Genomic DNA, 13,863 nt, shown 5'->3' with positions numbered 1-13,863 from the left:
GGAAGCCTTGCCTGCATCACTGTTTTTTCCCCCGCCACATGCTTTAATCGCCAGCTCATAATCAGACCGGAAACCCGGCGTTATACCCCTCTTGCCTGAAGCTGCAACATTGTTGGCTACGTGCGTTCACCCCAGTCACTTACCTGCGTAAGTTCCTGAGGATTTTCGCCCTTGTCGCCTTGCTGCAACGTCAACCACGTGGGGATGCATTTGTTTTGTTAAGGGATGAGCTGCTGCCATGTTTGAATTTAGCCAGGTTCTGCTGTTGCTACAGCAAATGTGCGTCTATCTTGTCATTGCTTATTTGCTGAGCAAAACCCCGTTATTCATTCCGCTGACGCAGGTGACCATTCGCCTGCCGCACAAGCTATTGTGCTACGTCATCTTCTCTGTGTTCTGCATCATGGGTACCTATTTCGGCCTGCATGTAGAAGGTTCAATTGCCAACACCCGCGCGATCGGCGCCGTGCTGGGTGGCCTGTTGGGCGGACCTTCGGTCGGCTTTCTGGTCGGGCTGACGGGGGGGCTGCATCGCTACACCCTGGGCGGCATGACCGATGTTGCCTGCGCGGTATCCACCGTGGCTGAAGGGTTGGTGGGCGGCGTCGTGCACAGTATCGCGATGCGCCATCGTCGCATCGATTTGCTGTTTAATCCGCTGTTTGTCGCGGGGGTAGCGCTCGTCACTGAAGTGCTGCAAATGGCAATTATTCTGGCGATTGCCCGTCCGTTTGACGAAGCGCTGCGGCTGGTGGAGCACATCGCGTTGCCAATGCTGATCGCCAATACCCTGGGTGCCGCGATGTTTATGCAAATCCTGCTCGATAGACGAGCGATGTTCGAGAAATACACCGGGGCGTTTTCGGCCAAGGCGTTGAAGATAGCGGAGCGTACCGAAGGTATCTTGCGGCAGGGGTTTGATCAGGAAAATAGCATGAAAGTGGCACGGGTTATCTACCAGGAGCTGGGGATTGGCGCCGTGGCGATCACCGACCACGAGAAGCTGCTGGCGTTTATGGGCATCGGTGACGACCATCATCTGCCTGGCACGCCGATTTCATCATGTCACTCACACCGCGCGATCGACAACAACGAAGTGGTTTACGCTGATGGCAATGAGCTTTCCTACTCCTGTTCGATCAACCCCGCTTGCAAACTGGGCTCAACGCTGGTGATCCCACTGCGTGGTGAAAACCAACGGGTGATTGGTACCATCAAACTCTACGAACCCAAGAGCCGTTTGTTCAGCACCATCAATAGGACGTTGGGCGAGGGGATTGCCAGCCTGTTATCCGCACAGATTATGGCCGGGCAGTATGAGCGCCATAAACAGTTGTTGGCGCAGTCGGAAATCAAATTGCTGCATGCGCAGGTCAACCCGCACTTCCTGTTTAACACGCTGAATACGCTGGTGGCGGTTATCCGCCGCGACGGTAACCGGGCCTGCGAGTTGGTGCAGTACCTTTCTACCTTTTTCCGCAAGAACCTGAAACGTTCAGATGACGAGGTTAGCCTGGCCGATGAGCTTGAACATGTGAACGCCTATTTGCAGATCGAACTGGCGCGCTTTGCCGATCGGCTGGAGATCTCCATGTCGTTGCCGCAAGAGTTGCTGGCGGTGCGGTTACCGGCATTTTCACTGCAACCTATTGTTGAAAATGCCATTAAGCACGGCACGTCTCAGCTGCTGGGCGTAGGGAAAATCGATATCGGTGCGCGCCTTGAAGATGGGTGTTTACTCCTGCAGGTGACTGACAATGCAGGTCTATTCCAACCGAAGGCAAATAACAGCGGGTTGGGAATGAACCTGGTGGATAAGCGTATTCGTGTACGCTACGGCGATGGTTATGGCGTGCAGGTGGCCTGTGAGCCGCAATTATTCACCCGTATTACGCTCAATGTACCCTTGGCGAGGGCAGCCTGATGTTAAACGTACTGATTGTCGATGATGAGCCTTCTGCGCGCGATAACCTGCGGCATTTACTGGAAGCAGAAGAGGGGATCAGCATTGTTGGTGAATGTGCTAACGCAATAGAAGCCATCAGTGGCATCCATCGGCTGCAGCCTGACGTTGTTTTTCTGGATATACAGATGCCGCGAATCACTGGGTTGGAGATGGTCGGCATGCTCGATCCCAACCGCATGCCGCATATCGTCTTTCTGACCGCTTATGATGAATATGCGGTGCGGGCTTTCGAAGAACATGCCTTTGATTACCTGTTGAAACCGGCGGAACCCAAGCGGTTGAGCAAAACGTTGCAGCGTTTGCAACAGCATCGCGGGCAACAAAATATGGCCGTGTTGGATGAAAGCGTCGGTGACCTGAAATACATTCCCTGCACGGGCCACAGCCGTATTTATCTACTGCGTTTTGATGAGGTGGTGGCTGTCCGTTCACGATTGAGTGGGGTGTTTGTTGTACGTAATGACGGCATGGAGTGTTTCACCGAGCTGACGCTACGGACGTTGGAACTCCGAACGCCGTTGGTTCGTTGCCATCGTCAGTATTTGGTCAACCTGGAGCAGGTGCGTGAAATTCGGTTCGATGACAGTGGTGCGGCAGAAATGATCATGCCGGTAGGGGATCCGGTGCCAGTCAGCCGCCGCTACCTGAAAACCCTGAAGGAAGAATTGGGGCTGCGGGGCTAGGTAGATTCTGAAAATATTGGCTTTGTGGGCGTCTTGATGACGCCCTTTTTGTTTGTCCTTGACGGGGTTACGCCGCGCTTATAGCTTTATTGACATCAACAGGCGCTTTTTGCGCCGTGTCAGAGCGCCCAAGGAAACGAAAATGAGTGAAGCACGGATTATTGCCAAAGCGATGAAAGACGGGAAACCGGTACAAGATTTGGTTATTTTGCCCGCGTTGGCGAACCGCCATGGTCTGATCACCGGTGCGACCGGGACGGGTAAAACCGTGACGCTGCAAAAAATGGCTGAACAGTTTTCACGTATTGGCGTGCCGGTGTTTTTGTCGGACGTAAAGGGCGATCTCTCGGGGATTGGCACCGCAGCCGTGCCCTCGGAGAAATTGCAGGCGCGTTTGGCGGCAATAGGCGTCACCGACTGGCAGCCGCAAGCTTGCACCATCATTCCATGGGACATCTACGGTGAAAAGGGCCACCCGATCCGCGCCACCGTGTCTGATCTGGGGCCGTTACTGCTGGCCCGCTTGCTGGATCTGAACGACGTACAAAGCGGTGTACTGCAGTTGGTATTCAAAATTGCTGACGATAATGCGTTGCTGCTGCTGGATATGAAAGATCTGCGCGCGATGGTGCAGTATGTGGGGGACAACGCCAAACAGTTCCAGACCCAATACGGCAATATCTCTTCCGCTTCGGTAGGTGCGATCCAGCGCGGGTTGCTGACGCTGGAAGAACAGGGTGCCAATATGTTCTTCGGCGAACCGATGCTGGACATCAATGATCTGATGAAAACTGACGCCAATGGGCAGGGTGTTATCAACCTGCTGGCGGCAGATAAGCTGATTAATCAGCCGAAGCTGTATTCGGTGTTCCTGCTGTGGCTCCTGGCCGAGCTATTCGAACACCTGCCAGAAGTGGGCGATCCAGAACAGCCAAAGCTGGTGTTCTTCTTCGATGAAGCGCATCTGTTGTTCAACGATGCGCCGGCGGCCTTGCTGACCAAAATCGAACAGGTTGTGCGTTTGATCCGCTCCAAAGGTGTCGGAATTTACTTTGTGACCCAGAACCCGCTGGATATCCCGGACAGCGTACTGGGGCAGTTGGGCAACCGCGTGCAGCATGCGTTGCGGGCCTTTACGCCACGCGATCAGAAAGCCGTGAAGGCCGCGGCACAAACCATGCGTGCCAACCCGGCCTTTGATGCCGAAACGGCGATCGCTGAGCTGGGCGTTGGCGAGGCGTTGGTCTCTTTCCTCGACGAAAAAGGGCGTCCTAATGTGGTGGAGCGGGCGATGGTGATCGCGCCGGAATCCAAAATGGGGATGTTGGGGGCGGAAGGGCTCAACAGTGCGATCAATAAGTCGCCGTTGTATGGGCGTTACGAAGATATGGTTGACCGTGAGTCGGCCTATGAAAAGCTGTCGGCTCAGGGGTTTTCTACCGTCGGCACCCCGCAAGCAGGCCAGTCTGCACAGCAACCTCAGGCACAACAGCAGGCGGGGGGCGGCTTGATGGGGGGGCTGAATGAAATCTTGTTTGGTTCTACCGGCCCGCGCGGCGGCAAGCATGATGGCATTGTCCAGACTGCGGCCAAAAGCATGGCACGCGATCTGGGCCGTCAGATCTTGCGCGGTGTACTGGGCTCGATTATGGGCGGTCGCAAAAAGTAAGCTGAAATTATCGGTAGCGGCGGTATTGTAGGGGCGTTGTATACTGCGCCCGTGTAAATTGGGGCAAGGTATTTGCCCCCTACGATGATGCCCGTTGGAAAGACTATGCTGCTGTTGATCGATAACTACGACTCTTTTACCTATAACCTTTACCAGTACTTCTGCGAATTGGGCGCCGAGGTGGTGGTAAAGCGCAACGATGAGCTGCAACTGGCCGACATCGAAAGGCTGGCGCCGCAGCGTTTAGTGATTTCTCCCGGCCCCTGCACGCCGAACGAAGCCGGCATTTCGCTGGATGCCATCCGTCATTTTGCCGGTAAATTGCCGATCCTCGGTGTTTGTCTGGGCCATCAGGCGCTGGGGCAGGCCTTTGGCGCTAAGGTGGTGCGGGCGCGTGAAGTCATGCACGGCAAAACCTCGGCGATCCGCCATTTTGATTCTGGTGTTTTTCACGGGTTGCTCAATCCGCTGACGGTGACCCGTTATCACTCGTTGGTGCTTGAAGCCGCGACGCTGCCGGACTGTTTTGACGTGACGGCCTGGAGTGAGCGCGACGGTGTGCACGATGAGATCATGGGCATTCGCCACCGCCAGCTGGCGCTGGAAGGGGTGCAGTTCCATCCTGAGAGCATTCTCAGCGAACAGGGGCACCAACTGCTGGATAATTTCCTTAAAAGTTAAACCGTTAGCTTTTTTTTCGCCGGGAAGGTGATTTGCGTTTGCCCTTTATTGGTTTTTTATGCATATTTTGTGATTATATTTTCACTTGATCATCAAGATTACGCTGAAGAACCCCTAGGGTGGACCCAATAATGACCGAAAAATCCGCAGTAAGCCGCAGTACCTTTGATCAGGTTATCCTGCCTGTTTATGCACCTGCTCAGTTCGTGCCGGTACGCGGTAAAGGCAGCCGTGTATGGGATCAACAGGGGAAAGAGTACATCGATTTCTCCGGTGGCATCGCGGTGACGGCGTTGGGGCATTGCCACCCGGCGCTGGTGGCGGCGCTGAAAGAGCAGGGTGAAACCCTGTGGCATACCAGCAACGTCTTCACGAACGAACCGGCGCTGCGCTTGGCCACCAAATTGATCCAGGCCACGTTTGCCGATCGGGTGTTTTTCGCCAACTCCGGTGCGGAAGCCAATGAGGCGGCCTTCAAACTGGCACGCCATTACGCGATTACCCGGCATAGTCCATACAAAACCAAAATCATCGCGTTTTATAACGCGTTTCACGGTCGTACGCTCTTCACCGTCTCAGTGGGTGGGCAGGCCAAGTATTCTGACGGCTTTGGGCCGAAGCCTGCGGATATCGTGCACGTGCCGTTCAACGATCTGGCCGCGGTAAAAGCCGTGATGGATGACCACACCTGTGCGGTAGTGATGGAACCGATTCAGGGTGAAGGCGGTATTACCCCGGTAAATGCCGAATTCCTCAAAGGCGTACGTGAACTCTGCGACAAGCACCAGGCGCTACTGGTATTCGATGAAGTACAAAGCGGTATGGGGCGCAGCGGCAAACTGTTCGCTTACATGCATTATGGTGTGACGCCGGACATTCTTACCACAGCCAAAGCTCTCGGTGGAGGTTTCCCGGTCAGCGCCATGTTGACCACCGAAGACATTGCGTCGGTAATGCAGGTAGGCACTCATGGCACCACCTACGGTGGCAACCCGCTAGCCTGTGCTGTGGCAGAAGCCGCACTGGACGTGATCAATACGCCAGAGGTGCTGAGCGGCATTGAACTGCGCCATGGTTTGTACGTGCAGGCGTTAAAGAAGGTGGGCGAGAAGTACGGTATCTTCAGCGACATTCGTGGCATGGGCCTGCTGATTGGTGCTGAGCTGACACCGCAATATCAGGGTAAAGCGCGTGACTTCCTGACCGCTGCCGCTGCACGTGGGCTGATGATTCTTAACGCCGGGCCAAATGTGATCCGCTTTGCTCCTTCGCTGGTGGTAGAGATTCAGGATATTGACGAGGGTATGGCACTGTTTGAGTTGGCCGTGCAGGATGTGATTAACGCTTAATGCGTCGCATGGATTACGGGGCGCGCCCCTCCCACTAAACAACAGAGCACTATGTCATCAACCTAAGGGCGCCCTACGGCGCCCTTATTGATCGCGTAATTTACGCTTCAGCCAGATGCCGTGGTGCGGACGCTGGCGCCAGGCCAGTGACGAAATGGTGTGCATCACACTCAGGTGCGACAAAATGCGTCGCAGGTGGCGTTCCATCTCGGTAATCGGCATCTCTGGGTGGAGATCCGGCGGCTGCATGATGGCGTTGCTGCTCGGCCCGTCGTATTCCAGGCGCTGCTGACAGCTTTGCAGCGCGATTTCACAGGTTTGCAGATACTCCTCCGCCAGCTTTGGCGTCAGCATATAGTGTTCACGCGCCAGAATGGTCATTGCATTAAGATGCTCAACAATAAACTGGCTGTGTGTCACCCACAGGCGCATATCCGCCAGATAGCTCGATTCAAACCCCGGCTCCTGCATTGCCTGATTAAGCGAGGTGAAAAGCGCATTGTGTGACTGATTGACCTGCATGCGGGCATAGGCCAGCGCACTGGGATCGGGCTCTTGCTCTTCCAACAGTAAACGCAATGCCTGTTGATCGTTCTCCAGCGCTTGGTGAGCGTTCTTACGCAGCAAACCGCTTTGCCACTGTGGCCATAACCAGATGGTGCTGCCGAACACCAGCACACAACCGATCAAGGTATCGATCAGGCGTGGAACCAAAAAATGGGTACCGTTTAGCGCCAGTAATTGCAAGGTGTAGACCGCCGTTACCGTAAAACCAATCACTGCCAACCCGTAGTTTTTACGCGAGACCAAGTAGGCCAGCAGGGTGATAACCAGCATTACGCTCAGCGTTTCAGCCTCAGGCAACTGCAGTTGCAGCAGGCCGGCGGCGAGCACCAGCCCAACCAGGGTGCCAAGCGCACGGTGCTGGATACGTACCCGGGTGGCGTTGTAGCCATTCTGGCTCACCAGCATGATGGTCAGCAGTATCCAGTAAGGCTTCGGTAAGTTGAAAATCATCCCGAGGCTACTGCCGGCAGCGAGTGTGACACCCAGGCGTGCCGCATTGCGCAGGGCGTTGGATTTAAATGACAGATAACTAACTAGCGCAGGCCAGAACGGCAAACGGTTTTGATTGGCCATCAGATCGCGTCGGTAAAGCGGGTGTTGGGTGCGTAACAGACGAGCAATACGGCTGAAATGGTAGTAACAGAACTGCCCAACGGGGTTATCCGGGTGCTGCGCTGCCACTTTCTCTAGCGCCGCCAGTTCATTGTCCATATTGAAACGCTGAGAATGCTGGTGATAGAGAATATCGTGTGCCACCGTGCGCAGCCGGCCGGCAATCACCTGTGCATTGCGGCGGATGATGGCTTCGGCCTGGCTTTGCTCCACCAGTTTTTGCACTTCTTCCGGCAGATGTAGACTGACGGTAATGTGTTCCTGCAGATCCAGTGCGACCTGAAAAGTACGCTGTAGGCGCTTTTGTTCGAGGTTACTGGCGTGCGGTAGAAAGTTAAGCTGCTGATACAGCAGGGTGATCAGATCCATCACTTTTTGCTGGCGTATCAACAGTGGCGGTAATGCGGTCTGTGGATCGGTATGCTGGGTCAGCAGCGAATATTTGGCCTCAAAGTAGTCCGCCAGTTCCAAATAGAGCTGATTGAGCGATTCGCGCATCGGTTGTTCTTTCCACAGCGTGAACCAAAACCAGGTAAACAGCCCGTACCAGGCGGTACCCACGACGTATAGCAGCGGTGCGTGCCAAAGCGGAACTGTACCGGCCATACTGAGGGAGAAAATGGCGGCAACCAGCGAGGCGGGCAACAGGCGGGCATGTAACGGACTTATTTCACCGCTGACGCCGAGAAGCAGTGCCAGGCCAAGCATCAACACCGGCAACGGCAAGTGCCAAAGCAATGCTTGCTGTAATAGCAGGCTGCTGAGTGCAAATAGAGAGCCACCGACGATCAGACGTTTGAAGAAGCGTTTGTGAGGGGTGTCTAGCCCGGCAATATTGCAGCAGGCAGGAACCAGGGAAAATAATAGGCCGTATTGCAGTTGGCCGCTCAACAGGCCGAGTAACACTGGCAGGCACAGCACCAGCGTTTGCCGCAGTGCATAGTTGACTTCCGGGTGGTAAATCAGTCTGCGCCACATGATGACTTGGGGCATAAAAAAACGGCGCGAATCATCGCGCCGTTTTTTCAGTGATTAACGCGTGCCGTAAACGACAATGGTTTTGCCGTGGGCGGAGATCAGGTTTTGATCTTCAAGCATTTTCAGAATACGGCCAACGGTTTCACGTGAACAACCGACGATTTGGCCAATTTCCTGACGAGTAATTTTAATCTGCATACCATCAGGATGGGTCATGGCATCAGGTTGTTTCGCCAGGTTCAGCAGTGTTTGCGCGATACGGCCTGTAACGTCCAGGAAGGCGAGGTTACCCACTTTCTCAGATGTTATCTGCAGACGGTTTGCCATCTGGGCTGACAGGCGCATCAGGATGTCCGGGTTGACCTGAATTAACTGGCGGAATTTCTTGTAGGAAATTTCAGCCACTTCGCAGGCGGTCTTCGCCCTAACCCAGGCGCTACGCTCCTGACCTTCTTCAAATAATCCAAGCTCGCCGATGAAATCCCCCTGGTTAAGGTAGGATAAAATCATCTCTTTACCTTCTTCATCCTTAATCAGCACCGCGACGGAGCCTTTGACGATGTAGTAAAGCGTTTCGGCTTTTTCACCTTGGTGAATCAGCGTACTTTTGGATGGATATTTGTGGATATGGCAATGAGACAGGAACCATTCGAGAGTAGGGTCTGTTTGCGGTTTGCCGAGAACCATTCGCTGTTATCCTCTGTTGTTATCGCTGCCTTGTGTCACAGGGGTCAGAGTTCCCTGTAAAACCTGTTGTCGCCGTTGTTTTAATGGTGGCTATCAGCAGATTTTGAGGCGTGTCATAAATATACGCTGTCGCTCTAGCATATTAACTTGCCGGGAGAGCTGCAAGCTACATTCTGTTAACATACCGGTAAAGGAGCCTTTCCCTGGGAGTTTCCCTGAAATCAGTGTCCCGGAAAGATTTATTGCGGCTCTGTTTGTAGCACAGAGTGAGGCGGGTGTCTTGTGTTGTCTCGCTTCAGCATGATTAGCATCAGGTTCCGTTGCCAGTTTCTATGCGAAAGCGTACCCTGATTTTAAGAAATTAACCGGAGTGACCAGTATGCAGGCAAGAGTTAAGTGGGTGGAAGGGTTAACGTTTCTGGGTGAATCCGCGTCTGGCCATCAGGTGTTGATGGACGGCAATGCGGGCGACAAAGCGCCCAGCCCGATGGAAATGGTGCTGATGTCGGTAGGGGGCTGTAGTGCTATCGATGTGGTGTCGATCCTGCAAAAAGGGCGTAATGATGTGCGTGATTGCGAGGTCAAGCTGACTTCTGAACGACGTGAAGAAGCACCGCGGCTGTTCACCCATATCAACCTGCACTTTATCGTGAGCGGTAAAGATCTGAGCGACAAAATCGTTGAGCGGGCGGTGAATCTCTCGGCGGAGAAATACTGCTCGGTGTCATTGATGCTGAGTAAGGCCGCCAGCGTGACTCACAGCTTTGAAATCCGCGACGTGGCCTAATGGTGAAAAGGCGCGGCTGACTGCCGCGCTCTACCCACTTATTCGATTTTTTTGCCTTCCAGCAGACGCTGCACCAAGGGTGCCATGATCAGCTCCATCGCCAGCCCCATTTTGCCGCCCGGCACCACAAGCGTATTGATGTGTGAGATAAAGGATCCCTGCAGCATCGCCAGTAAATAAGGGAAGTCGATTTGATCCAGGCCGCGGAAGTGAATCACCACAAAGCTCTCGTCCAGCGAAGGGATCGCCTTGGCGGCAAACGGATTCGACGTGTCGACCGTGGGTACCCGCTGGAAGTTGATATGGGTGCGTGAGAACTGCGGCGTAATGTAGTTGATGTAATCCTCCATCGAACGTACCACCGAGTCCATCACCGCTTCACGGGAGTGGCCGCGTTCACCGGTATCGCGGATCAGCTTCTGAATCCATTCCAGATTCACGATAGGCACCACGCCAACCAACAGGTCGACATGTTTGGCCACGTCGTTGTGTTCGGTCACTACGCCGCCGTGTAGCCCTTCATAGAACAGCACGTCAGTCGGTGCCGGTAAAGGCTCCCAAGGTGTAAAGGTACCGGGAACCTGGTTATAGGGCACCGCTTCATCGTAGGTATGCAGATACTTGCGTGAACGGCCGGTACCGTTCTTGCCGTAGTCGAGAAAGCTTTGTTGCAGCAGGCCGAAGTCGTTGGCTTCGGGGCCGAAATAACTGATATGACGGCCGAGATCGCGTGCTTTACGGATAGCTGCGTCCATTTCCGGTCGGGTATAGCGGTGGAAACTGTCGCCTTCCAGCTCTGCGGCGCGGATATTCAGCTGCTGAAAGATTTTACGGAACGCCACGCTGGTCGTGGTAGTGCCGGCTCCGCTAGAACCGGTCACTGCGATAACGGGATGTTTGGCGGACATAGTGGTGCTCACTCCGTGTTAAATGCGCAGGCGTCAGTTATGGTTATTGGTCTGTTTGACGCCCTTTCGCCAAGGGCAAAATTCCGCGCGTTGGTTTGCAATAGCCCATTGTTACCTGATTTTTTCCGTCAGTCATAGAACCGAGCAAGACTAAATTTCTTCTTGCCCGGCACGGAACTGCCCTCGCGGCATGATGTTGATGGTTTCATGCAGTTCTGACCACACCAGCAATACTTCGCCATTTTTCAGCTGACGGCGCACATCTTCCACTTTTTGCTCCAGCGAGCGCTCGTGCTCACCGTAGTCCGTCCCTTCTCGCAGCACAAAGGACTCGATCAGGCTATTAAGGGTCTCAGTTTCCAGTTCTTTCCAGGGGATAATCACGAGGTTGTTTCCAGATAAGGGGCAAGCCAGGATGGAATACGGTATTCCAGCCACATATGGGGTTTGTTCAACGTGCCGCCGACAAAGCCGACGTGGCCGCCAAACTCGGTCAACTGGTATTCGATATTGTGTGGCAGTGTGGCCACGTCGGGGATCACCTCGGCGGTCATAAAGGGATCGTCTTTGGCATGGATGATCAGCAGCGGTGTTTGGATCGCCGGCAGCAGCGGTAAGGCACTGCAACGACGGTAATAGTCAGTGGCGTCGTTGAAACCATGGATGCGTGACGTAATGGCATCGTCAAAGTCACGGATGCGGCGCAACGCATTAAGCTGCGTCAGCTTAAGCGGCAGGGTGTCTGGGTAGTGCAATAATTTACGGGTGGCATTCTGTTTCAATTGCCCGAGCAAGTATCGCTGGTAAACCCGTGAGAAGCCTTGGTCCATTCGCCATGAACAAGGTTCCAACATCAGCGGCGCAGATACCACGACGGCAGCGTGCAGCAAACTCTTGTTTCCTTGCTGGGACAGATAGCAGGCCAACATGTTGCCGCCGAGCGAGACGCCCACCGCGGCGGTTGGTACTTCTCCGTAGGTGGTTCGTAGCCACTGCAGGAAGAAGCGTGCATCCTCCGTTTCGCCGGAATGATAAATACGTGATTTACGGTTGGGGACGCCGCTACAGCCGCGAAAATGCATCACCACGCCGAGCCACCCTTTTTCGCGCCAGGCGCTGAGCTGACCGTGGGCATAGGGGCTATAGAAACTCCCTTCCAGCCCGTGAAACAGGACCACGCGTGGCTTGTGGCTGGCCAGGGCGGGATCTTCGCTCCAGGCAAGATCGACAAAATCACCGTCGGGCAATTCCAGCCTTTGCCAGTGCGGTTTTAGCTGCACGCGGCGGCGCACCAACCGTGGCAACAGTGTCTGTAAATGTGGATTACTGGCCCCGGTCAAAGGGCGAAAGGATTCATGCATAACGTGAATAAAAATCTTTTTGGCGGCTATTGTGAGATTAATAGTGCGCTGTTAGCTTCACTACCTGAGTTAACAATAATACTGCAAAAAATCCCCCTGGGTGAGGAGCACCCACCTCATGGAACCGAGTTTATTTCTTTCGATGTTAGGCTTCTTGTGGGTTGCTGCGATCACGCCTGGCCCAAACAATATGTTACTGACAACTTCCGGCGCCAACTTTGGTTTTATGCGCTCACTGCTGCTGATGATTGGCATCATGTTGGGCATGCAAAGTATTTTGCTGCTGGTGGCGTTCGGCGTGGGTAGCCTGATACTGGTTTACCCCGCATTGCACCTGGTGCTGAAAATTCTCGGCAGCCTGTACCTGCTGTGGCTGGCGTGGAAAGTGGCGACGGCAGCCTATGAAAAACTGGAAACCGATGTGGCGCCACCCAAACCGATACGTCTGTACCAGGGCTGGCTGTTGCAGTTCCTTAACCCCAAGGCCTGGTTGATGGCATTGGGGGCGGTGGCAAGCTTCAGCCTGGCGGGCGATAAATACAATACGTCGATTCTGGCAATCTCGCTGGGCATTTTGGTGGTGAATATCGTCGCCGGGGTGATTTGGCTGGGATTTGGTACGGTGATTGGTCGCCTGTTGCGCAGCAAAAAGGCCTGGATCATCTTTAATGTTTCTATGGGGCTGCTGACGGCGGCCTGTGTGTTACTCATCTGGCATTAAGGAATTGCAGATGGCAGAAAATTACTTCCACGTGGCGGCTTTTACCGGCGAAGGGTTCCGTGGCAACCCTGCCGGCGTCTGCCTGCTGAAGCATCCATTGTCGGCCGCAGAGATGCAGGCTATCGCCAATGAACTAAGTCTGCCGGAGACCAGTTTTGTCTGGGACGATGGCGATATGTCGGCTATTCGCTGGTTTACACCTCAGCGCGAGGTCGATCTGTGTGGCCATGGCACGTTAGCGGCGGCGCACGTGATATTCAGTGCGGTAAACCCGGCGTTGCAAGATATTCGGTTCCGCTCGGCAAGCGGCGACCTGTACGTTAAGCGTGATGTCGAGGATGGTGAACGTTTGATTTTGGACTTCCCGTCTCGGCCACCGCAGAAGATCGAAGAGCCTGCCGGGTTGGCGGCGCTATTGGGGATCCCTGTGCAGGAAGTGTGGCAGGCCAATGCGCTGCTGGTGGTGCTGGAAAATGAAGCGCAGGTACGGGCAGTACACCCCGATGTCCCGGCATTAATTGCCCTGACCGGCCGTGCGGTGATCGTCAGTGCTCCGGGCGAAACGGTAGACTTTGTCTCCCGCTATTTCACCCTCGACGGCGGCGAAGACCCGGTAACCGGCTCAGCACACTGCACGTTGATGCCGTATTGGACCGCTCGTCTGGGGCGTCATCAACTGCGCGCACGCCAGGTTTCAGTGCGCGGTGGTGAATTGTTCTGCGAACTGAAGGGGGCTCGCACCTTGATTGGTGGTTACGCCCGGGTTTTCCTGCGTGGGGAGCTGTTGGCGTGATGATGATTTCCTGTAATTCATATTCTCTAGGGTAATAACGAAGTTTTTTTTATTCTTTTATAGCTCGTCACCGCTCAGATAAAACTGTCAGCAACTGAACA

The 13,863-nt window shown here is 54.4% G+C and carries 13 protein-coding genes; 8 read left to right on the top strand and 5 right to left on the bottom strand.

All coding sequences use genetic code 11. The annotated features are described in order from the left end of the window. The first annotated feature begins 238 nt into the window (after positions 1 to 238). The 5 genes from AC2FCQ_RS15365 (at position 239) to argD (ending at position 6,348) form a co-directional block, all read left to right on the top strand. Positions 239 to 1,924, top strand: a complete 1,686-nt coding sequence (locus AC2FCQ_RS15365; protein ID WP_209639105.1) for a sensor histidine kinase — start codon at positions 239 to 241, stop codon at positions 1,922 to 1,924. Then, on the top strand, positions 1,924 to 2,649 hold the full coding sequence (btsR, locus tag AC2FCQ_RS15360) for a two-component system response regulator BtsR (RefSeq protein ID WP_209639103.1): 726 nt from the start codon (positions 1,924 to 1,926) through the stop codon (positions 2,647 to 2,649). Before AC2FCQ_RS15365 ends, btsR begins: the two co-directional genes overlap by 1 nt. A 142-nt stretch (positions 2,650 to 2,791) precedes the next feature. Continuing rightward, a complete protein-coding gene (locus tag AC2FCQ_RS15355; protein WP_209639101.1) occupies positions 2,792 to 4,318 on the top strand; it encodes a helicase HerA-like domain-containing protein in 1,527 nt (508 codons plus the stop codon). Between the two features lie 105 nt (positions 4,319 to 4,423). Then, entirely contained in the window at positions 4,424 to 4,999 is a 576-nt protein-coding gene (locus tag AC2FCQ_RS15350) for an aminodeoxychorismate synthase component II (protein ID WP_209639099.1), read from the top strand. Positions 5,000 to 5,130: 131 nt separating this feature from the next. Next, entirely contained in the window at positions 5,131 to 6,348 is a 1,218-nt protein-coding gene (argD, locus tag AC2FCQ_RS15345; protein WP_245210065.1) for a bifunctional acetylornithine/succinyldiaminopimelate transaminase, read from the top strand. An 84-nt stretch (positions 6,349 to 6,432) separates the two neighbouring features. On the opposite strand, the gene AC2FCQ_RS15340 is transcribed toward argD, so the two are convergent. Further along, positions 6,433 to 8,505, bottom strand: coding sequence for a YccS/YhfK family putative transporter (locus tag AC2FCQ_RS15340; RefSeq protein WP_209639455.1), 2,073 nt, complete (start codon positions 8,503 to 8,505; stop codon positions 6,433 to 6,435). Between the two features lie 54 nt (positions 8,506 to 8,559). Then, positions 8,560 to 9,192: a cAMP-activated global transcriptional regulator CRP gene (gene crp, locus AC2FCQ_RS15335; protein WP_004718520.1), complete on the bottom strand. Its 633-nt coding sequence runs from the start codon at positions 9,190 to 9,192 to the stop codon at positions 8,560 to 8,562. Between the two features lie 379 nt (positions 9,193 to 9,571). On the opposite strand from crp, the gene AC2FCQ_RS15330 reads away from it, so the two are divergent. Then, on the top strand, positions 9,572 to 9,979 hold the full coding sequence (locus tag AC2FCQ_RS15330) for an OsmC family protein (RefSeq protein WP_209639097.1): 408 nt from the start codon (positions 9,572 to 9,574) through the stop codon (positions 9,977 to 9,979). A gap of 38 nt (positions 9,980 to 10,017) precedes the next feature. Here the strand turns inward: AC2FCQ_RS15330 and AC2FCQ_RS15325 are convergent, their stop codons facing one another. The 3 genes from AC2FCQ_RS15325 to AC2FCQ_RS15315 all read right to left on the bottom strand — a co-directional run bounded on the left by AC2FCQ_RS15325 (position 10,018) and on the right by AC2FCQ_RS15315 (position 12,248). After that, the gene (locus AC2FCQ_RS15325; RefSeq protein WP_209639095.1) at positions 10,018 to 10,887 is read right to left on the bottom strand and encodes a phosphoribulokinase; all 870 of its coding nucleotides are present in this window, start codon (positions 10,885 to 10,887) and stop codon (positions 10,018 to 10,020) included. 150 nt (positions 10,888 to 11,037) lie between these two features. Continuing rightward, positions 11,038 to 11,271, bottom strand: coding sequence for a YheU family protein (locus tag AC2FCQ_RS15320; protein ID WP_012147255.1), 234 nt, complete (start codon positions 11,269 to 11,271; stop codon positions 11,038 to 11,040). Further along, a complete protein-coding gene (locus tag AC2FCQ_RS15315) occupies positions 11,268 to 12,248 on the bottom strand; it encodes a hydrolase (RefSeq protein WP_209639093.1) in 981 nt (326 codons plus the stop codon). The genes AC2FCQ_RS15320 and AC2FCQ_RS15315 overlap by 4 nt, the downstream gene beginning before the upstream one ends. 118 nt (positions 12,249 to 12,366) lie before the next feature. Between AC2FCQ_RS15315 and AC2FCQ_RS15310 the strand changes: the two genes are divergently transcribed. Beyond that, on the top strand, positions 12,367 to 12,969 hold the full coding sequence (locus tag AC2FCQ_RS15310) for a LysE family translocator (RefSeq protein ID WP_209639091.1): 603 nt from the start codon (positions 12,367 to 12,369) through the stop codon (positions 12,967 to 12,969). A 10-nt stretch (positions 12,970 to 12,979) separates the two neighbouring features. Then, positions 12,980 to 13,762 carry a PhzF family phenazine biosynthesis protein gene (locus AC2FCQ_RS15305; RefSeq protein ID WP_490308656.1) on the top strand — a complete coding sequence of 261 codons (783 nt, stop codon included), beginning with the start codon at positions 12,980 to 12,982 and terminating at the stop codon, positions 13,760 to 13,762. The last annotated feature ends 101 nt before the right edge of the window (positions 13,763 to 13,863 follow it).

This window comes from Serratia sp. CoH_134_PS_4 (assembly GCF_058190535.1).
This window is presented reverse-complemented; position numbering and strand designations above follow the sequence as displayed.